General features: G+C 68.6%; 16 protein-coding genes. 9 read left to right on the top strand and 7 right to left on the bottom strand.

What is annotated here, in order from left to right:
• The first annotated feature begins 161 nt into the window (after positions 1-161).
• The 5 genes from ACGFSB_RS35355 (at position 162) to ACGFSB_RS35375 (ending at position 5,886) form a co-directional block, all read left to right on the top strand.
• Complete coding sequence (locus tag ACGFSB_RS35355; RefSeq protein WP_393408095.1) at positions 162-1,517, top strand: extracellular solute-binding protein; 1,356 nt, start codon at positions 162-164, stop codon at positions 1,515-1,517.
• A 79-nt stretch (positions 1,518-1,596) separates the two neighbouring features.
• Entirely contained in the window at positions 1,597-2,526 is a 930-nt protein-coding gene (locus ACGFSB_RS35360; RefSeq protein ID WP_393408310.1) for a carbohydrate ABC transporter permease, read from the top strand.
• Positions 2,527-3,390 carry a carbohydrate ABC transporter permease gene (locus ACGFSB_RS35365; RefSeq protein ID WP_393408097.1) on the top strand — a complete coding sequence of 288 codons (864 nt, stop codon included), beginning with the start codon at positions 2,527-2,529 and terminating at the stop codon, positions 3,388-3,390.
• Between the two features lie 298 nt (positions 3,391-3,688).
• Entirely contained in the window at positions 3,689-5,047 is a 1,359-nt protein-coding gene (gene gdhA / locus ACGFSB_RS35370) for an NADP-specific glutamate dehydrogenase (protein ID WP_393408099.1), read from the top strand.
• Positions 5,048-5,160: 113 nt separating this feature from the next.
• On the top strand, positions 5,161-5,886 hold the full coding sequence (locus ACGFSB_RS35375; protein WP_393408102.1) for a helix-turn-helix domain-containing protein: 726 nt from the start codon (positions 5,161-5,163) through the stop codon (positions 5,884-5,886).
• A gap of 29 nt (positions 5,887-5,915) precedes the next feature.
• Here the strand turns inward: ACGFSB_RS35375 and ACGFSB_RS35380 are convergent, their stop codons facing one another.
• Positions 5,916-6,941, bottom strand: coding sequence for a 6-phosphofructokinase (locus tag ACGFSB_RS35380; RefSeq protein ID WP_393408104.1), 1,026 nt, complete (start codon positions 6,939-6,941; stop codon positions 5,916-5,918).
• A gap of 280 nt (positions 6,942-7,221) precedes the next feature.
• Here ACGFSB_RS35380 and pta point away from each other — a divergent pair, with 280 nt between their 5' ends.
• The 3 genes from pta to pyk all read left to right on the top strand — a co-directional run bounded on the left by pta (position 7,222) and on the right by pyk (position 12,123).
• Entirely contained in the window at positions 7,222-9,306 is a 2,085-nt protein-coding gene (gene pta / locus ACGFSB_RS35385; RefSeq protein ID WP_393408106.1) for a phosphate acetyltransferase, read from the top strand.
• Between the two features lie 23 nt (positions 9,307-9,329).
• On the top strand, positions 9,330-10,604 hold the full coding sequence (locus ACGFSB_RS35390; protein WP_393408109.1) for an acetate kinase: 1,275 nt from the start codon (positions 9,330-9,332) through the stop codon (positions 10,602-10,604).
• Positions 10,605-10,704: 100 nt separating this feature from the next.
• Complete coding sequence (gene pyk / locus ACGFSB_RS35395; protein ID WP_393408111.1) at positions 10,705-12,123, top strand: pyruvate kinase; 1,419 nt, start codon at positions 10,705-10,707, stop codon at positions 12,121-12,123.
• A gap of 104 nt (positions 12,124-12,227) precedes the next feature.
• Here the strand turns inward: pyk and ACGFSB_RS35400 are convergent, their stop codons facing one another.
• The 4 genes from ACGFSB_RS35400 to ACGFSB_RS35415 form a co-directional block, all read right to left on the bottom strand.
• Positions 12,228-13,562, bottom strand: a complete 1,335-nt coding sequence (locus ACGFSB_RS35400; RefSeq protein WP_393408114.1) for a hypothetical protein — start codon at positions 13,560-13,562, stop codon at positions 12,228-12,230.
• On the bottom strand, positions 13,552-14,124 hold the full coding sequence (locus tag ACGFSB_RS35405) for a DUF6114 domain-containing protein (protein WP_393408117.1): 573 nt from the start codon (positions 14,122-14,124) through the stop codon (positions 13,552-13,554). Before ACGFSB_RS35405 ends, ACGFSB_RS35400 begins: the two co-directional genes overlap by 11 nt.
• Before the next feature lie 141 nt (positions 14,125-14,265).
• Positions 14,266-14,883, bottom strand: a complete 618-nt coding sequence (locus ACGFSB_RS35410; RefSeq protein WP_393408119.1) for a DUF6230 family protein — start codon at positions 14,881-14,883, stop codon at positions 14,266-14,268.
• 677 nt (positions 14,884-15,560) lie between these two features.
• Positions 15,561-16,550, bottom strand: a complete 990-nt coding sequence (locus ACGFSB_RS35415; RefSeq protein ID WP_393408122.1) for a tetratricopeptide repeat protein — start codon at positions 16,548-16,550, stop codon at positions 15,561-15,563.
• A gap of 390 nt (positions 16,551-16,940) precedes the next feature.
• Here ACGFSB_RS35415 and ACGFSB_RS35420 point away from each other — a divergent pair, with 390 nt between their 5' ends.
• Entirely contained in the window at positions 16,941-17,573 is a 633-nt protein-coding gene (locus ACGFSB_RS35420; protein ID WP_393408124.1) for a TetR/AcrR family transcriptional regulator, read from the top strand.
• Positions 17,574-17,588: 15 nt separating this feature from the next.
• Here the strand turns inward: ACGFSB_RS35420 and ACGFSB_RS35425 are convergent, their stop codons facing one another.
• Both ACGFSB_RS35425 and ACGFSB_RS35430 read right to left on the bottom strand, forming a co-directional pair.
• The gene (locus ACGFSB_RS35425; protein WP_393408126.1) at positions 17,589-18,596 is read right to left on the bottom strand and encodes an SDR family NAD(P)-dependent oxidoreductase; all 1,008 of its coding nucleotides are present in this window, start codon (positions 18,594-18,596) and stop codon (positions 17,589-17,591) included.
• Positions 18,593-19,774, bottom strand: a complete 1,182-nt coding sequence (locus tag ACGFSB_RS35430; RefSeq protein ID WP_393408128.1) for a glycosyltransferase — start codon at positions 19,772-19,774, stop codon at positions 18,593-18,595. The genes ACGFSB_RS35425 and ACGFSB_RS35430 overlap by 4 nt, the downstream gene beginning before the upstream one ends.
• Between the last annotated feature and the right edge of the window lie 64 nt (positions 19,775-19,838).

A 19,838-nucleotide genomic window follows, 5' to 3' on the forward strand; every position in this document is an offset into this window, starting at 1 on the left:
TGCCCCGCCCCCGCTTCCAATAACAACGTTGTCACGTTGATGACAAGGGACGACGCACGGGCATTGACCTTGCTCCGAGCCCGCCCTTACGTTCACCGGGCAGCCCCGCGTTGCGCCCTGCGTGGTAACTCAGCCGCGTCGGCCTGTAGGAGGTCGTGCCCGTGCGTCCCACCACCCCGCTGCTCCTCGCCACCGCCCTGGTCGCCGCAGGCACCCTCACCGCGTGCGGCGGGGGCTCCGACGATGATCCGGACACCGTGAAGGTCTCCTTCAAGCAGTCCACGGACAACCAGATCAAGGTCATGGACACCTATCTGGCGGACATCAAGAAGCAGTTCGAGAAGGCGAACCCCGGCAAGAAGGTGAAGCTGGTGCCGATCAAGGCGCCGGACTCCGAGTACTACACCAAGCTCCAGCAGATGATGCGCTCCCCGAAGACCGCGCCCGACCTGGTCTACGAGGACACCTTCCTCATCAACTCGGACATCACCAGCGGATACTTGAAGCCGCTCGATCCCTACCTGGACAAGTGGAAGGACTGGGACCAGTTCATCGGCACGTCCAAGTCGGCGGCGAAGGCGGCGGACGGCAAGACGTACGGCGTACCGGACGGCACCGACACGCGCGGACTCTGGTTCAGCAAGGGCATCTTCAAGAAGGCCGGGCTGCCGGCGAACTGGCAGCCGAAGTCGTGGGACGACATCCTTCAGACGGCGCGGACCATCAAGAAGAAGGTCCCGGGCGTCACCCCCCTGAACGTCTACACGGGCAAGCCCGCGGGCGAGACGGCCACCATGCAGGGCATGGAGATGCTCCTGTACGGCACGGGCCAGGACCCGATGTACGACCCGAAGTCGAAGAAGTGGGTCACGGGAAGCCAGGGCTTCAAGGACTCCCTCTCCTTCGTCGAGACGGTCTACAAGGAGAAGCTCGGCCCCGACGTCTCCGACGCCCTCGACCCGAACTTCGCCACCCGGGTCCGCGGCGAACTCCTCCCCGAGGACAAGCTCGGCATCAACCTCGACGGCTCCTGGCTGCCGCAGGACTGGGGCAAGGGCGCGGGTCACGAGTGGCCCGAGTGGTCGAAGAAGCTGGGCCTCGCCCACATGCCGACCCAGAACGGCCAGGCTCCCGGCAAGGTGAGCATGTCCGGCGGCTGGACCTGGGCCGTGCCCACCAAAGCGTCCAACCCGGACCTGGCGTTCAAGTTCATCGAGCAGATGCAGACCAAGGCCAACGCCCAGAAGTGGTACGTGGCGAACTCGGGCATCGCGGTCCGCAAGGACGTCGCATCCGACCCCTCGTACCTGAAGGCGCAGCCCGGCCTGAAGTTCTTCACCGACCTGGTGCCGTCGACGCACTACCGCCCGGCGTACCCGGCGTACCCGAAGGTTTCGACGGCGGTCCAGGAGGCCATGGAGAAGGTCACGACGGGCGACGGGTCCGTGGCGGACGCGGCGAGCGGATACGACGAGGAGCTCAAGGCGGCGACGGACGGCAAGGTCATCAAGAAGTAGCCGCGTCCCGCAGCCGTCCGTACGCAAGGGAAGTGAGTGCCCCGAGGTGACCACCGCACCCCCCGCAGGGCCCGGCGACATCGCCAAGACGGCGCCGGGTCCGGACCCGGGCGCCCCGCACCCCCCACGCCCGCCCTCGCGCCGCAAGCTGGCGGGCCGGTCGCTGACCCGCGCCCTGCCCGTCTCCCCGGCCGTGATCCTCCTGCTCCTCTTCCTCGCGGGGCCGATCGGCTACTGCGCCTACATCGCCTTCACCGACCTCCAGCTCACCGGCCAGGCGGAATCGAGCTTCGTCGGCTTCGACAACTTCCGTAAGGCTTTCGGCGACGATGCGTTCCTCAACGCGGTCTGGCTGACCCTCGTCTTCACGGTCCTGTCGTCCCTCATCGGCCAGAACACGATCGGCCTGGCACTCGCGTCCCTGATGCAGCGGGCGTCCAAGCCGGTCCGCACGATCACCGGCGCGATCGTGATCACCGCGTGGGTACTTCCGGAGGTGGTGGCGGCGTTCCTCCTGTACGCGTTCTTCCGCCGCGAGGGCACTCTGAACGCGGTCCTGGACTTCCTCCACCTCCCGTCCCAGAACTGGATGTACACGCTGCCGATCCTGGCGGTGTCGTTCGCGAACGTATGGCGGGGGACGGCGTTCTCGATGCTGGTCTACTCGGCGGCCCTGAACGAGATCCCCAAGGAGATCACCGAGGCGGCGGAGGTGGACGGCGCGGGCGGCTGGCGCCGCATGTGGCACATCACGCTCCCGATGATCCGCCGCTCCATCGGCACGAACCTGATGCTGAACACCCTCCAGACCCTGTCCGTCTTCGGCCTGATCTGGGTGATGACGCGAGGCGGCCCGGGAAACCGCAGCCAGACCCTCCCCCTGTTCATGTACGAACAGGCCTTCCAGAAGAGCATGATCGGCTACGGCACGGCGGTGGCACTCCTGCTCCTGGTCGTCGGCTCACTCTTCTCCCTCGTCTACCTGCGCCTGCTCCGCACGGAGGTCTGAGTGTCCGCCCACACCGTCAAGTCCCCTTCCAGAAAGCTGAGTTCACGGCGCACGACGCGACGCCTGGCGGCGGACGCGGGCCTTCTCGTGGTCGCGGCGGCATTCATCCTGCCGCTGGCCTGGGTGATCCTTTCGTCCCTCGACACGAACGCGGACCTCAAGGTGAAGGTCCCCGACGGCATCACCCTGGACAACTACGACGCTGTCCTGACCCCCGAGATCACCTTCACGCCGCTCCTCAACAGCCTGCTCCTGTGCGGCGGCGGCACGCTCCTGACAGTGGTCTGCGCGGCATTGGCCGCCTACCCGCTCTCCCGCTTCAAGTCCCGTCTGAACCGCCCGTTCATGCTGACGATCCTCTTCGCGACGAGCCTGCCGATCACGGCGATCATGGTCCCGGTGTACGCGCTGTTCGTCCAGGTGGACCTGATCGACACGATGCAGGGCACGATCTTCTTCTTCGCGGCGTCCCAACTCCCCTTCGCCATCTGGCTGATGAAAAACTTCATGGATGGAGTCCCGAAGGAGCTCGAGGAGGCGGCGTGGACGGACGGCGCCTCGCCGTTCCAGTCCCTGCTACGGATCGTGCTCCCCCTGATGGGCCCGGGAGTGGCCGTGGTGACGGTCTTCTCCTTCGTCATGATGTGGGGCAACTTCTTCGTCCCGTTCATGCTCCTGCTCACGCCTGAGCAGATGCCGGCATCGGTGAGCATCAACGACTTCTTCGGCAACAAGGGCACGGTCATCTATGGCCAGTTGGCGGCGTTCTCGATCATCTACTCGACGCCGGTGATCCTGCTGTACGTCCTGATCTCGCGAAAGCTCGGCGGCGGCTTCGCACTCGGTGGCGCCGTGAAGGGCTGAGCCGCACTGGTCCACACCTGCCTGGAGCCGATCTGGATGCTCGCCATTGGCCGTTGAGCTGGTCGATGTCCTTGCGGGCGATGCGGACCGCGGCGGTCCAACTCCGATGTGTCTGCCCATTGGTCTCGCATAGTGGTCGCACCCTGGACCTGGGTGCCGGGCAGTATGTTTACATGCGCGTAACACTTGAGTGTCCCGCGCGCGGCAAGGGCGCCGAGCGTCCCGAACGGGCTGTACCGGAGTGCGCCGCGCCCCGTACCGGATCCCCCCGGTGTCAGCCGTGCCAGAAAGGCCTCCTTTGACCACGCGATCCGAGACGACGAAGAGCACGCTCGCGCAGCTGCTCACCGAGATGGAACACCGCAACCCGGCCCAGCCGGAGTTCCTCCAGGCCGCCCACGAGGTCCTGGAGACCCTGACACCCGTCATCGCGGCCCGCCCCGAGTACGCCGAACCCGGCCTGATCGAGCGGCTGTGCGAGCCGGAGCGGCAGGTCCTCTTCCGGGTGCCGTGGCAGGACGACCGGGGGCGCGTCCACGTCAACCGCGGCTTCCGGGTGGAGTTCAACAGCGCGCTCGGCCCGTACAAGGGCGGCCTGCGCTTCCACCCGACGGTGAACCTCGGCGTCATCAAGTTCCTGGGCTTCGAGCAGATCTTCAAGAACGCGCTGACCGGCCTCGGCATCGGCGGCGGCAAGGGCGGCAGCGACTTCCAGCCGCACGGCCGCAGCGACGCGGAGGTCATGCGTTTCTGCCAGTCGTTCATGACGGAGCTGTACCGGCACATCGGCGAGCACACGGACGTGCCCGCGGGCGACATCGGCGTCGGTGGCCGGGAGATCGGCTACCTGTTCGGCCAGTACCGGCGCATCACCAACCGCTGGGAGGCCGTCCTCACCGGCAAGGGACAGGGCTGGGGTGGTTCGCTGATCCGTCCGGAGGCCACCGGATACGGCAACGTCCTCTTCGCGGCGGCGATGCTGCGCGAGCGCGGCGAGGACTTGGAAGGCCGCACCGCGGTCGTCTCCGGTTCCGGCAACGTCGCCATCTACACCATCGAGAAGCTGGCCGCCCTCGGCGCGAACGCCGTGACCTGTTCGGATTCGTCCGGCTACGTGGTCGACGAGAAGGGCATCGACCTCGACCTCCTCAAGCAGATAAAGGAGGTCGAGCGCGGACGGGTGGACACCTACGCCGAACGTCGGGGCGCCTCGGCCCGCTTCGTGCCGGGCGGGCGCGTCTGGGACGTCCCGGCCGACATCGCCCTGCCGTCGGCCACACAGAACGAGCTGGACGAAAGCGATGCCGCCACGCTGGTCCGCAACGGCGTGAAGGTGGTTTCGGAGGGCGCCAACATGCCGACGACCCCCGAGGCGGTGCAGCTGTTCCAGCAGGCGGGCATCGCGTTCGGGCCCGGCAAGGCGGCCAACGCGGGAGGCGTCGCGGTCAGTGCCCTGGAGATGGCCCAGAACCACGCCCGTACGTCGTGGTCGGCGGCGCGGGTCGAGGAAGAACTGACGCACATCATGAACGACATCCACACCACCTGCCACGAGACCGCCGAGCGCTACGACGCCCCCGGAAACTACGTGACGGGCGCGAACATCGCGGGCTTCGAGCGGGTGGCGGACGCGATGCTGGCCCAGGGCGTCATCTGACCGAACCGGGGAAACGCGACCGCACCTGCCATGTGAGCACCCCCGTAGCTTCGTACCAATCCGCAACCTCGTAGGAACACACCGTAGTCGCCAGCCCCCCGCCCCCATACCGTGTGCCCGTGCAACCGAGCCAACCGTCACACCAGCCCACGCCCCCCTTCAACTTCCCCGCCGCCCGGCGCCTTCGCGAGGCCCTCGGCATGGCGCATGGGCACGTCGCCTACGGGATGCGGGCGAGTTATGGGCTCACCTACATCACCCCCGAGACCATCGCCGCCTGGGAGCGTGGGCTCGCCGCGCCCACCTCCGCCGAGCTCACCGCCCTCGCGGGGACCCTGTGGTGCTCCCCCGGTGAGCTCATGGGCGCCGCCACCACCTTGCGCGAGCACCGGCTTGCGCGCGGGCTTGCCCCCGAAGATGTCGCGCGAGGGGCCGGGGTCGAGATCCAGGTCTATCTGCACATGGAGGAGACCAACACCTGGCGCGGCAACGAGCGGCAGTCCGCCGCCCTCGCCGAGGTGCTGAACCTCCCCCTGTCCGACTTCATCGCCGTCACCGGGCGCTCCGACGAACTCGCCGAGTTGTTGCGCAGCGCCGTGACATCCCGCTGGCAGGGGTACGTCCGGCCCGTCGGCAAGATGTTGCCCGTACAGAAGCGGCACCTGGAAGACGTGCTTCAGCAACTGCACGCCGACTATCAGTCCCGGATGGTCCGGACGCTCAGCTGGGGCGGTGGCGCCGGGGCCGATGCCTCGGGGAGCGCCGGGCGGGACTTCCTGGACAAGATCCTTGAGCACTTCTGGGCGCAGCTTCAGGGGACGGGGAACGCCGGGGAGTGACGCCCTCCGGACCCCGGACCCCGCAGCCCCTAGAAGACCGACTCCGCCTCGTCCATCCGGTCCTTCGGCACCGTCTTCAGCTCCGTGACCGCCTCGGCCAGCGGCACCATCGTGATGTCCGTGCCCCGCAGCGCCGTCATCCGGCCGAAGTCCTTACGGTGTGCCGCCTCCACGGCGTGCCAGCCGAAGCGGGTGGCGAGGACGCGGTCGTACGCCGTCGGGGTGCCGCCGCGCTGGACGTGGCCCAGGATGACCGGCTTGGCCTCCTTGCCGAGGCGGGTCTCCAGTTCGTACGCGAGTGCCGTGCCGATGCCCTGGAAGCGCTCGTGGCCGAACTGGTCGATCGCGCCCACGCCGTAATTCATGGTGCCGTCCTGCGGGTGCGCGCCCTCGGCCACGCAGATCACCGCGAACTTCTTGCCGCGCGAGAACCGCTCCTCGACCAGTTTGACCAGGTCAGCGGGGTCGAAGGGGCGCTCGGGGAGGCAGATGCCGTGGGCGCCGCCGGCCATGCCGGACTCCAGGGCGATCCAGCCCGCGTGGCGGCCCATGACCTCGACCACCATCACGCGCTGGTGGGATTCCGCCGTCGTCTTGAGGCGGTCCATCGCCTCCGTCGCCACCCCCACCGCCGTGTCGAAGCCGAAGGTGCGGTCTGTTGAGGAGATGTCGTTGTCGATTGTCTTAGGGACCCCTACCACCGACAGGCCCGCGTCCGACAGCATCTTCGCGGCCGTGAGCGTGCCCTCGCCGCCGATCGGGATCAGGACGTCGAAGCCGATCTCCTTGGCGAGCGCGGGCGCGTCCTCGCAGGCCGCGCGGAAGCGGTCGCGCTCCAGGCGTGACGAGCCGAGAATCGTTCCGCCACGGGCCAGGATGCCGCTGACCTCGTTGAGGCCGAGGGAGCGGTAGCGGCCGTCGAGCAGGCCCGCGTAACCGTCCTCGAAGCCGATGACCTCGTCACCGTAGTGCGTGACGGCTCGGTGCACGACCGACCGGATCACTGCGTTGAGGCCGGGGCAGTCGCCGCCTGCGGTGAGAATTCCGATACGCATCGCGCTGTTTCTCCTGCTCGCTGCTGATACTTGTGAGCCGGTCCGTGTGAGCCGGTCTGATTGTTCCACGAGCGCGAACGCGTCGCCGCCCCATAGCCGCCCCATCGCCACTCGCGTACCGGGGGTACCGCCCGCACGGGCCCCTTCGTCCGGCGGGCGTCGTAGCCAGCCCCAGAGGTATCGTCAAGTAGGCACGGCAACCATATCGGGGCATTTGTCCGGCCTCGCCCGGCCCCGCCGGGTACGCACCCACGGCACCGCAGCGAAGGAGAGAGCACGCGTGACGCGCAGCGTGTACGTGACCGGGATCGACCGGGGCGACGGCCGCCAGGTCATCGAGCTGGGAGTCATGGAACTCCTGACCCGCCAGGTCGACCGGGTCGGGGTCTTCAGACCGCTCGTCCATGACGGCCCTGATCGTCTCTTCGATCTTCTTCGGGCCCGCTACCGGCTCGCGCAGGACGCGGCGTCCGGATACGGCATGGATTACCACGAGGCCTCCGCGATCCAGGCCGAGCAGGGCACCGACGAGTTGGTCTCCCAGCTCGTCGACCGTTTCCACCGGGTGGCAAGGGACTACGAAGTCGTCCTCGTGCTCGGCACCGACTTCGCCGCCACCCAGCTGCCGGACGAACTCGCACTCAACGCCCGGCTCGCCAATGAGTTCGGCGCCTCCGTGATACCCGTCGTCGGCGGCAAGGACCAGACCGTCGAATCCGTCCACGCCGAGACGCGCAACGCCTACCGCGCCTACGAGAGCCTGGGCTGCGACGTCCTCGCGATGGTCACCAACCGCGTGGCGCCCGCCGACCGCGACGAGATCCACGACAGCCTCGCGGCCGGCCTCCCCGTGCCCAGCTACGTCCTGCCTGACGAGCCCGCCCTCGCCGCCCCCACGGTCGCCCAGATCGCCCACGCGCTCGGCGGCCGCGTCGTACTCGGCGACGACGCGGGCCTGGCCCGTGACGCGCTCGACTTCGTCTTCGGCGGTGCGATGCTGCCGAACTTCCTGAACGCCCTGACCCCGGGCTGCCTCGTCGTCACCCCCGGCGACCGCGCCGACCTGGTCGTGGGCTCGCTGGCCGCGCACAGCGCCGGTACGCCGCCCATCGCGGGCGTCCTCCTCACCCTCAACGAGCAGCCGGGCGAGGCCATCCTGAAGCTCGCCGACCGGCTCGCGCCCGGCACCCCGGTCATCGCCGTCTCCGGCGGCTCCTTCCCCACCGCGGGCGAACTCTTCGCCCTGGAAGGGAAGTTGAACGCCGCCACGCCCCGCAAGGCGGAGACCGCCCTCGGGCTCTTCGAGCGATACGTCGACACCGCCGGGCTTCTCACCCGCGTACAGGCTCCGAGCAGCGACCGCGTCACGCCCATGATGTTCGAGCACAAGCTCCTCGAGCGCGCCCGCTCCGACAAGCGGCGCGTCGTCCTGCCCGAAGGCACCGAGGAGCGCGTCCTGCGCGCCGCCGATGTGCTGCTCCGGCGTGGCGTCTGCGATCTGACTCTGCTCGGACCCGTCGAGCAGATCCGCAAGAAGGCCGCGGATCTCGGTGTCGACCTCGCCGACTCGCAGCTCATCGACCCGCAGACCTCCGAACTGCGGGACGCCTTCGCCGCCAAGTACGCCGAGCTGCGCGCCCACAAGGGAGTCACCGTCGAGCTCGCGCACGACGTCGTCGCCGATGTGAACTACTTCGGGACGCTGATGGTGCAGGAAGGATTCGCCGACGGCATGGTGTCGGGTTCTGTTCACTCCACGGCCGCCACCATCCGGCCCGCCTTCGAGATCATCAAGACGAAGCCCGATGCCTCGATCGTCTCGTCCGTCTTCTTCATGTGCCTCGCCGACAAGGTTCTCGTGTACGGCGACTGCGCCGTGAACCCGGATCCGAACGCCGTGCAGCTCGCCGACATCGCCGTCCAGGCGGCCGCCACCGCCGAGCAGTTCGGCGTGGAGCCGCGGATCGCGATGCTCTCGTACTCGACGGGTACGTCAGGGTCGGGAGCCGATGTCGACAAGGTGCGTGAGGCCACTGAACTGGTGCGGGAGAGCCGGAGCGATCTGAAGATCGAGGGGCCCATTCAGTACGACGCAGCCGTCGAGCCCTCGGTCGCGGCGACGAAGCTGCCGGACTCGGAGGTCGCGGGCCAGGCCAGCGTGCTGATCTTCCCGGACCTGAACACCGGCAACAACACCTACAAGGCCGTCCAGCGCTCGGCCGGCGCGATCGCCGTCGGGCCTGTGCTCCAGGGCCTGCGCAAGCCGGTCAACGACCTGTCCCGCGGCGCCCTCGTCCAGGACATCGTGAACACCGTAGCCATCACCGCGATCCAGGCCCAGGGCCCGGCCGCCGCCACCGTATGACGTCTACAGAAAGCATCTCCCCCGTGACCGCCCACCCGTCTCCCACCACCGCCCTACCCGACGAGCTTCGCTCGGCACCCCCTGCCACTCGCGTCCTCGTCCTCAACTCCGGCTCCTCGTCGGTGAAGTACCAGCTCCTCGACATGCGCGACAGTTCGCGTCTCGCGGTCGGCCTGGTCGAGCGCATCGGCGAGCAGACCTCACGGCTCAAGCACACCCCGCTGACGGGCAGCGGCGAGGAGCGTGAACGCGAAGAACCGATCGCCGACCACGAGGCGGCCCTGAAGGCGGTCGCCGCCGAGCTCGCCGCCGACGGGCTCGGTCTCGACTCCCCCGAGCTTTCCGCGATCGGCCACCGCGTGGTGCACGGCGGACTGAAGTTCACCGCGCCGACGGTCATCACGGACGAGGTGCTCGCGGAGATCCAGCGGCTCGTCCCGGTGGCGCCGCTGCACAACCCCGCCAACATCACCGGCATCCGCACCGCCCAGGCCCTGCGCCCCGATCTTCCCCAGGTCGCCGTCTTCGACACGGCGTTCCACACGACGATGCCGGAGTCGGCCGCGCGGTACGCGATCGACGTGGCCACCGCCGACGAGCACCGCGTGCGGCGCTACGGCTTCCACGGGACGTCGCATGCGTACGTGTCCCGGGAGACGGCCAAGCTGCTCGGCAAGACGCCCGATGACGTGAACGTCATCGTGCTGCACCTGGGCAACGGCGCGTCCGCGAGCGCCGTGCGGGGCGGCAGGTGCGTCGATACGTCAATGGGGCTCACGCCGCTTGAAGGGCTCGTGATGGGTACCCGTTCCGGTGACGTGGATCCGGCGGTCGTGTTCCATCTGGCCCGCGTCGGAGGGATGTCGATCGACGAGGTCGACACCCTGCTCAACAAGAAGAGCGGTCTGGTCGGTCTCTGCGGTGACAACGACATGCGGGAGATCCGGCGCCGCGTCGACGAGGGCGACCAGGCGGCTGCGCTCGCCTTCGACATCTACATCCACCGTCTGAAGAAGTACATCGGCGCCTACTACGCGGTGCTCGGCCGGGTGGACGCCATCGCGTTCACGGCGGGGGTCGGTGAGAACGCGGCGCCCGTGCGGGAGGCTGCCGTCGCGGGTCTCGAGGAGCTGGGGCTCGCGGTCGACGGGGAGCTCAACGCTGTACGTTCCGACGAGGCTCGGCTGATCTCACCGGAGTACGCGCGCGTCGCGGTCGCCGTTGTCCCCACCGACGAGGAGCTGGAGATCGCGCAGCAGACGTACGCACTGGTAGCGACGCTCGGAGACCCGTCATGACCGCCACGCTCGACCGCCACGCCTGAGCGCACTGCCGCCCATTTGTAGATTCCACCAGACGGAATATTCCGTAGCGAAACAAACCGATAGGATCGCCCCTATGCGCCGTTCCAAAATCGTCTGCACGCTGGGCCCCGCCGTCGACTCCGAAGAGCAGCTCGTCTCGCTGATCGAAGCCGGTATGAACGTGGCCCGCTTCAACTTCAGCCACGGCACGCACGCCGAGCACCAGGGGCGGTACGACCGCGTCCGTGCGGCTGCCGACAAGACCGGCCGTGCCGTCGGCGTCCTCGCCGACCTGCAAGGTCCGAAGATCCGCCTGGAGACCTTCGCCGAGGGCCCCGTCGAGCTGGTGCGCGGTGACGAGTTCACCATCACCACCGAGGACGTCCCCGGTGACAAGTCCATCTGCGGCACCACCTACAAGGGTCTGCCCGGTGACGTCTCCAAGGGCGACCAGATCCTCATCAACGACGGCAACGTCGAGCTGCGCGTCGTCGAGGTGGAGGGCCCGCGCGTCAAGACGATCGTCGTCGAGGGCGGTGTCATCTCCGACCACAAGGGCATCAACCTGCCCGGCGCGGCCGTGAACGTGCCCGCGCTCTCCGAGAAGGACGTCGAGGACCTGCGCTTCGCCCTGAAGATGGGCTGCGACATGGTCGCCCTGTCCTTCGTGCGCGACGCGGGCGACGTCAAGGACGTCCACAAGGTGATGGACGAGGAGGGCCGCCGGGTCCCCGTCATCGCCAAGGTGGAGAAGCCGCAGGCCGTCGCCAACATGGAGGGCGTCGTCGCGGCCTTCGACGCCGTCATGGTCGCCCGTGGCGACCTGGCCGTCGAGTATCCGCTCGAGAAGGTCCCGATGGTGCAGAAGCGCCTCGTGGAGATGTGCCGCCGCAACGCCAAGCCGGTGATCGTCGCGACCCAGATGATGGAGTCGATGATCACCAACTCGCGCCCCACGCGCGCCGAGGCGTCCGATGTCGCCAACGCGATCCTGGACGGCGCGGACGCGGTCATGCTGTCCGCCGAGTCGTCCGTGGGCGCGTACCCGATCGAGACCGTCAAGACGATGTCGAAGATCGTCATCGCGGCCGAGGAGGAGCTGCTCGCCAAGGGCCTGCAGCCGCTCGTGCCCGGCAAGAAGCCGCGTACGCAGGGTGGTTCGGTGGCCCGTGCCGCATGCGAGATCGCGGACTTCCTGGGCGCTGAGGCGCTGATCGCCTTCACGCAGTCCGGTGACACGGCCCGCCGTCTGTCCCGCTACCGCGCGGCCCAGCCGATCCTGGCCTTCACCACCGACAAGGCGACCCGCAACCAGCTCACCCTGAGCTGGGGCGTGGACTCGTACGTCGTGCCGCACGTCGACAACACCGACGCGATGGTCGAGCTCGTCGATGCCGAGCTGATCAAGCTGAACCGCTTCAACGACGGCGACACCGTGGTCATGACGGCCGGTTCGCCCCCCGGCGTCCCCGGCACCACCAACATGGTCCGGGTGCACCACCTGGGCGGCTGACACGCCTTGGTACTAAGTACTTGGTACTTGGGTACTTGGTACGACACTGAGGGCGCCCCCTGGTTCAGGGGGCGCCCTCAGCGCTTTGCGGCTCCCGTTGAAGATCAGTCGGTGATCGACTGCTGCAGACCGGGGACGTGCAGGTTTCCGCCGAACTGGCCCGCCTGCTTGACCTTCACGTCCGTGAAGTAGATCAGCGGGATGTTCAGGGGCGGCGGGTGCTCCGGGTCGAACGTGATCGGGATCAGGCCGAAGAGCTTGCCCGAGATCGACTCGGTGTACATCGTCGTCTTGCCACCACGGATCGTGGACGTGGAGCCCTTCTCGGCCTCGACGTGGTACTTCTTGCCGCTCGGGCCGTCGACGATCTGGTGCAGATCACCGATGTCCGTGGCGTCGATGACGTACTTCAAGGACTGCTTGGTCTTGCCGTTGGGCATCGTCAGGTTCACGACGCCCTGGTAGTCCGCACCCTTGAGTGTCAGCGAGCTGGCTTCCAGGTTCCACGGCTGGTTCGGGATCGGCGAGGGCGTCTTCTCGGACTCCCCGTCGACCTTCTTCTCGACCACGCACGGGAACGGCTTCTTGCCGCTCTCGTCCGCCGCCATCGGGTCTTCGGCCTTCTCGGCCTTGGCCTTGTCGGCAGCCTCTTCAGCCGCCTTCTCAGCCTTTTCCTTGGCCTTGTCGACCGAGTCCCCGGCCTTGTCGGCACCGTCCTTGACGCCGTCCTTGAGCCCGTCGACGGTGTCGTCGACCGGCTTGGTGACGTCGTCGACCGTGTCCTTCACCGGGTCCTTGGAGGACTCGGCGGACCCGGAGGATTCAGTCTCCTCCGAGGCGGACGGGCTCGGGCTCGCGGACTCCTTCTCGTCGGGCGTGAAGAGGTCCTTGAGCGCCGGACCGACGCCCAGCGGGTCCAGCGGGTTCTTGGTCTCGGAAGGCTCCGGAGCGGGCTCCTCGGCCTTGTCGGTGCCATCCTCCGAGGCGGACGGGGTCGGCTCGGCCTTGTCGGCGTCCGAACCGGCCTTGTCACCGGTGGAGGGCGAAGGTGTCGGCTCGTCCGTCGCCTTGCCGGCGCCGTCCTTACCGTCCTTCTTCTCGGCCGCTTCCTTCTCGGCCTTGTCCGCCGCAGCCTTTTCCGCCTTCTTCTCGGCGGCCTCGTCGGCTTCCTTCTCGGTGTCCTTGGACGCCTCGTCCGGCGCCGTGACACACGGGCCGTCCTGGAAGGGGTTCTTCGGCAGCGGCTTGGCCTGCGCGAGCTGGGGGGTCAGTCCCATGCCCATAAGGACCGCGGTCGGCATGGCCGCGATGGCTATCGCCTTGCCCGCGGGAACATGCAGGCGAGTGAGGAGCGGCTTTCTGGGTGCCGCGTGGCGCGGCCCGGATCTCGCGCGGAGCTCGCCCGCGGAGTCCTCATGGTGCACCTCGTCAGCCGGCACGGTGCCTCCCGTTCGTCCCGTTGTCCGGGCTCGTTCCTGACAGATCGTCCGTAGTGCCGCTCACCCCGTTCGAGGCCCCGGCGGCCGCGGGCTCCGGCGCCCCGTCTTCGGAGCTTTCGGAGCCGTCGGCGTCCCCGTCCTTACGTCCCTTGGCGGGCTTCGCCGGCTTGACCGCCGCCCAGGAGATGCCGAGGGCACCGCCGAGCAGAGCGAGCAGGAAGCCGATGACGAGACCGCCGAAGTTGGAGACGACGAGGGAGACCAGGGCGAGCAGAATCGCCGCGACACCCGCGAAGACCCGGGAATGCGGCTGGAACCACATGGTCAGGCCGAGCACGACAAGCAGGACACCGATGATCAGCGAACCGGCACCGGCGGTCGTCGCCATCCGGATCGTCATCGTGCCGAGCGTGAGGTTCGCGTACGGCAAGTACATGATCGGGATGCCGCCGAGCAGCGTCAGCAGACCACCCCAGAACGGGCGCTGACCGCGCCACCCTCGGAACGATTGGCGCATCCGACCGAGCTTGTCGCCCAGTCCCACTTGCGCTTCGGCGCTCATGTCGTACAGCTCCTCGGGGAATGGCGTTGGTTCTGTGTCCTGCGGATTCGGGCACGGGGACGGGGACGGTGGTGATTTCCGTCGCGTCCCCGCGCCCGGCCGTTATTCGCAGCAAGTAGCGCTCTTAAGGCATCAATCGCCTCAGTAGCACTCGTGCTTGCCCTTCTTGACCGACATACCCAGGCCCGAGAGCTTGAAGGTGCCGGCGGTGGTCGCCCACGCGCGCTGCTTGACGTCGGTGAACCGCACCGCGTCGGCCTGCTGCGCGAACGAGTCCGGGGCGTACTTGTCGCCCTTCGACGGCCCAGGGCCCTTGGTGGTCTGGTCGACCGAGACGCCGATGTCCACATTGGTGAACGTCGCGTCGGCCTTCAGGTCATCGGCGTCGATGTAGAGCTTCTTCGCCTCGACCTTCGGGCCGCCCTTGCCGCCGGCCTTGAGGGTCATCGACACATCGCCGAACACCGGGACCGGAACAACGACCGACTGGCAGAGGTTGGTGATCTCGGCCGTTTCGAGGCCGACGACGGCGACCGGGTGATTACCCGACTTACCGCTGTCAAGCGCCCCGTACTGGACGAATCCCTTGCCGTCGAGCTGGTCGGCAGTCACCTTGAACTGCTGACCGGACACACTGAACGATGCCGCAAGTGCACCCTGCGAGAGGGCCACGCCTATCGCGGCAGTAGCCGCGACGCTCGGCACCATGACTACGGCGAACCGCTTCCATCTGGTTCCGCCACGAGCCACGGACTCCATGACTTTCCTCCTTCTCGGACGTACATCTCCGGCCCTGACTGCTGGGCGCTCAGTCGGGCAGGGATGGGAGAAGCGCTACGTCCTCGGGAGATCACCCCCGAGCGACAACCACTGGTCGCACGCGACACGCACAACCTGCCGGACAGGCCCTGCCGGATGGCAGAGACCCCCCTGTCCAAGACCGTCGGCGGGGTGCCTCCGGCCTGCTCGGTGGGGACCCAGAAACCCCGCTCCCGATTGGCTGTCGGGCTGCGGGTTATTGGACCGAGCGTCGCCGATCGTGGTGCATTCTCGGCCCCCGCACAAGGGGGTTCGTTACTGGCTAGTAACGGCGCGATAACCGAAGCACGACCGCGCGGTATCGGTCGGCCACGGACGGTGCAACCGAGAGGCGGAACAGAACAGGATGTTGAAGGGCACAACAGGACAGAAGAGCCGCCCGGTCTTACTCCAAGTAACAGTGGCCGCGTTTACCAAGATTTGGTAAAGCGCGGCCACTGTGACGCTCTGTCGGCGAATTTTTCACTCGGGCATCACAAGCCCCAGTGTTTAGGGACTGGTCAGCGAACGGTCCCCGCGGGGCCGAACAACCGTGCAAGATCAGATGTGTCGGACCTGTTGGGCCTATCGGATCTCTCGGACCTCTCGGACCTGTCCGGCCAGTCCGACCTGTCGGATCAGAACAGCACCCGTGCGAGCTGCGTACGCGCCGCACTCACCCGCGGGTCGTCCGAGCCGACCACATCGAGGAGTTCGAGCAGCCGCACGCGCGCGGCGTCCCGGTCCTCACCCGCCGTACGCCGGACCGCCTCGATGAGCCGCCCGAAGGCGTCCTCCACATGACCGCCCACCAGATCCAGGTCGGCGGCGGCGATCTGCGCGGCCACATCAGCGGGACGGTCGGCGGCGTCCTTGCGGACCTGCTGCGGGTCCAGACCCTGGACGCGCTGGAGCAGTTCGGCCTGGGCCAGACCGAGCTTGGCCTCCGTATTACCGGGGTCATCGCTGAGTACGTTGCGGTACGCCTGGACCGCTCCGGCCAAGTCGCCCGCGTCCAGCGCCTCGACGGCGGATTCGAGCAGGGCGTCGTACGGCCCGGCCGGGATCTCGGCGACGGGGGCTTCCTGCTGCTCGTCCCCGCCCTCGGCGTCGGGGTCGACCGTGACGCCGGTCAGACCGAAGCGCTCCTCGCCGACCTGGATCAGCTGGTCCAGGGTCTGGCGGATCTGCTCGACCGGGGCCGCGCCCTGGAAGAGCGGCAGGGCCTGTCCCGCCACCACGGCGAAGACCGCCGGGATCCCCTGGACCTGGAACTGCTGCATCAGCATCTGGTTCGCGTCCACGTCGATCTTGGCGAGGACGAAACGACCGTTGTACTCCCGTGCGAGGCCTTCGAGCAGCGGGCTCAGCTGCTTGCACGGCTCGCACCACTCGGCCCAGAAGTCGATGACGACGGGCACCTCGGTGGAACGCTGCAGGACCTCGCGCTCGAAACCCGCCTCGTCGACGTCGATGACGAGACTTGACGGGGAGACACCGGAGACGGCGCCCCCGCCCTGCCTGGCCGCTTCGGCGCGCGCCTGTTCCGCCTTCGCCTTGGCCTCCTGGGCCGCCTTCACGGCGGCGAGGTCGACGACTCCGCTCATGGACATGTTCCGTGGCTGCATGAGTACATCCTCCCCCAAGCCGTACGGGAACCGCGCCCGTCCGTCCGAAGCCCCCCGCCGGATTGCGGGGCCGCGGACAGCCGTGGCGCCAAGGTCCCGAGGAGGACCGGTGGTTGTCGGCCTGGGTCCCCACCCTGTGCCGACGCTTGTCGCTGTGGTGTTGCTGTTGTGTCGCTGTGGTTTGTCGCTGTGGTTGTCACTCGGCGAAGGAGCGTGGGCGGCGAGGAATTGCCGTTCGTCCCGCCCACCTCTCTTTCGCTACGAGTCGTAGCGTAACTGCCGAGCGCTGCCAGGTGGGCGGCGGGCCCACGCGAAGTTCGGTGATCTGCCTCACTCGCTCTCACTCGCCGCCGCTCCGGCCGACTCCGTACTGGCCGGTATGGTCGCGGGATGCAGAGCCGCACCCCCCCATCCGCCCGTACGGGCGGCCGTCCCCGCAACGCCGCGACGGACACCGCGATCCTGGAGTCGACCCGCCAGGCCCTGGTCGAACTGGGCTGGTCAAAGCTGACCCTGGGCGATGTCGCGACGCGCGCGGGCGTCGCGAAGACGACCCTCTACCGGCGCTGGGCGGGCAAGAGCGAGCTGGTCGTGGACGCGGTGGCGGAACTCTTCGACGAACTGGAACTCCCGGACCGCGGCAGCCTGGCGGCGGACATCGAAGGTGTGGTGCTCCAGTTCGCGGCACTCCTTTGCCGCCCCGAGACGAAGACCGCGCTGATGGCGGTGGTGGCCGAGTCGACGTCGGACGAACCACTGCGGGAGCGGATCCGTACGTCGATCGTGGACCGCCAGAAGCGGTTGGTCCTCGCGGGGCGCAGGCGGGCGCAGGAGCGGGGTGAACTCCCCCCGGAGCCGGACGCCGCCGCCGCGGGGCGGACCGCCGACCTCATTTTCGACGTGATCGCGGGTGCGGTGGTCCACCGCGCCCTGGTCAGCGCGGAGCCGGTCGACGAGGACTGGGCCCGCCGCTTCACGTTGCTACTGCTGGGCGGTCTCGCTGCGGCTGCCGCCCAGCAGTAGCACTCCGCTCTCCGGTCACACCTGGTAGCGGTCAGCCGCGAAGAGCCGGAGGTTCTCGGCGACCCACGCCGACGTCCGCTTCAGGCCCTCCGTCAAGGAGACCTCCGGAGTCCAGCCCGCCCACTCCCGGGCCCGGGAGTTGTCGGAGAGGAGGCGCTGGACCTCGCTGCCCGAGGGGCGCAGGCGGGCCGGGTCCACGACCACCCTCGCCTCGCGGCCGGACGCCCCGATCAGCGCCTCCGCGAGATCGCCGATCGAGATCTCCTCCCCCACCCCGAGGTTCACCGCATGGCCGACGGCCGCATCGCACTGCGCCATCGCCATGAAGCCCCGCGCCGTATCCGTCACGTACGTGAAGTCACGCGTGGGCGTGAGCGAGCCCAGCTTGATCTCCCGTGCGCCGGAGTGGAGTTGGGCAAGGATCGCGGGGATCACCGCACGGGCGGACTGCCGCGGGCCGTACGTGTTGAAGGGGCGGACCACCGTCACCGGCAGCTCGAAGGCGTGCCAGTGCGACAGCGCCATCATGTCGGCGCCGATCTTCGACGCGGAGTACGGGGACTGGGGCTGGAGGGGGTGGTCCTCCGAGATGGGGGCGGTCAGCGCCGTCCCGTACACCTCGCTCGTGGACGTATGGACGAGCCGCCGCACCGAGTGCCGCCGGCACGCCTCCGCCACGTTCTCCGTACCGACGACGTTCGTCTGGACGTACGCACCCGGGGAGTCGTAGGAGTACGGGATGCCGATCAGCGCCGCCAGGTGGAAGACCGTGTCGCAGCCCGCCACCGCGTCCATCACGCGCCCCGCGTCCCGGACGTCACCGGCGAGCATCTCGACCCGCGGGTCGCCGAGGAGATGGGCGAGGTGCCCCTTCTCCGCGTACGGCTTGTAGTGCACGAAGGCACGCACCTTCGCCCCCTGCTCCAGGAGCAGGTCGACCAGCGTCGAGCCGATGAAGCCTTCGGCCCCGGTGACGAGGACCGTGCGGTCGGCCCAGCTGAACGTCGTGCCCTTGTTGCTCATGCGTACTCCAAGTGGGGTGTGTGGTGGGTGAGTTGGATGACCCGCTCGGCGAGCAGATCGGCGGCCCGCGCGTGCGGTCCCGGATCGGCCGCCCCGCTCATCGCGGCGAGCCGCGCCGGATCGGCGAGCAGCGGCCCGACAAGCTCCGCGAGCCGCGCCGCGGTCGTCTCACCGTCGGGAAGGAGCAGACCCGCACCTGCGTCGGAGAGGACGCGCGCGTTGTGGGTCTGGTGGTCGCCGGGCGCGTGCGGGTAGGGCACGAGGACGGCCGGGACCCCGGTGGCGGCGAGTTCGGCGACGGTCGCCGAACCGGCACGGCAGATGACCAGGTCGGCGGCGGCGTACGCGAGGTCCATCCGGTCGAGATAGCGAACGGCCTTGGCGACCGTCTCCGCGCCCGCCTCCACGAGCCGCCGCCGCGTCTCGTCGAGCGCGGTGGGCCCCGTCTTGATCAGCAGATGTACGTCGGTGCGGTGCCGCCACCGCGCCGCGAGCCCCACCGCGGCCTCGGTGAGCCGGGCCGCGCCGAGGCTGCCGCCGTTGAAGAGGAGAACCCTTGCCCCCTCCGGCACCCCGAACTCCCTGCGGGCCTCGGCCCGCAGCGCACCCCGGTCGAGCGCGGCGAGCGGCGCCGCGATGGGCATCCCGGTGGTGTACGCGCGGTCGCCACCCGGCAGATGCTCCCGGCTGCGGTCGAAGGCGACGGCGATGTTCGGGGTGAGGCGGGCCGCGAAACGGTTGGCGCGGCCGGGGACGGCGTTGGACTCGTGGATGAGGCTGGGAAGACCGGCCATTTTGGCGCCGACGATGACGGGCGCGCTCGGATAGCCGCCCATCCCGACGGCGACCTGCGCGCCCTGGGCCCGCAGGATCGCCCGGCACTGGGCGCCGGACTTCACCAGGGCGGCGGGCAGGAGGAACCGCTTGGCGCCGAGCGACGGATCGAACGGGATCATGTCGACGGTGTGCAGGCGGTATCCCGCGTCCGGTATCAGCCGGGTCTCGAGCCCCCGTTCCGTACCGACGAAGGAGACGACCGCGCCCGGCACGGCGCGCCGCAGGGCGTCGGCGAGGGCGAGGCCGGGATAGATGTGCCCACCGGTGCCGCCCGCGCCGATGACGACGGAGAGAGGGGCGCGCGGCCCTGTCCCGGGGGATCGCATATCGGGTGTTCGCATGGCAATGGAGCATTACGAGCAGGTCTAAGAGTGTTTTAAGAGCTGGGTTTGGCACCTTTGGACC

It is taken from the genome of Streptomyces sp. NPDC048441, assembly GCF_043200235.1.
GTDB lineage: Bacteria > Actinomycetota > Actinomycetes > Streptomycetales > Streptomycetaceae > Streptomyces.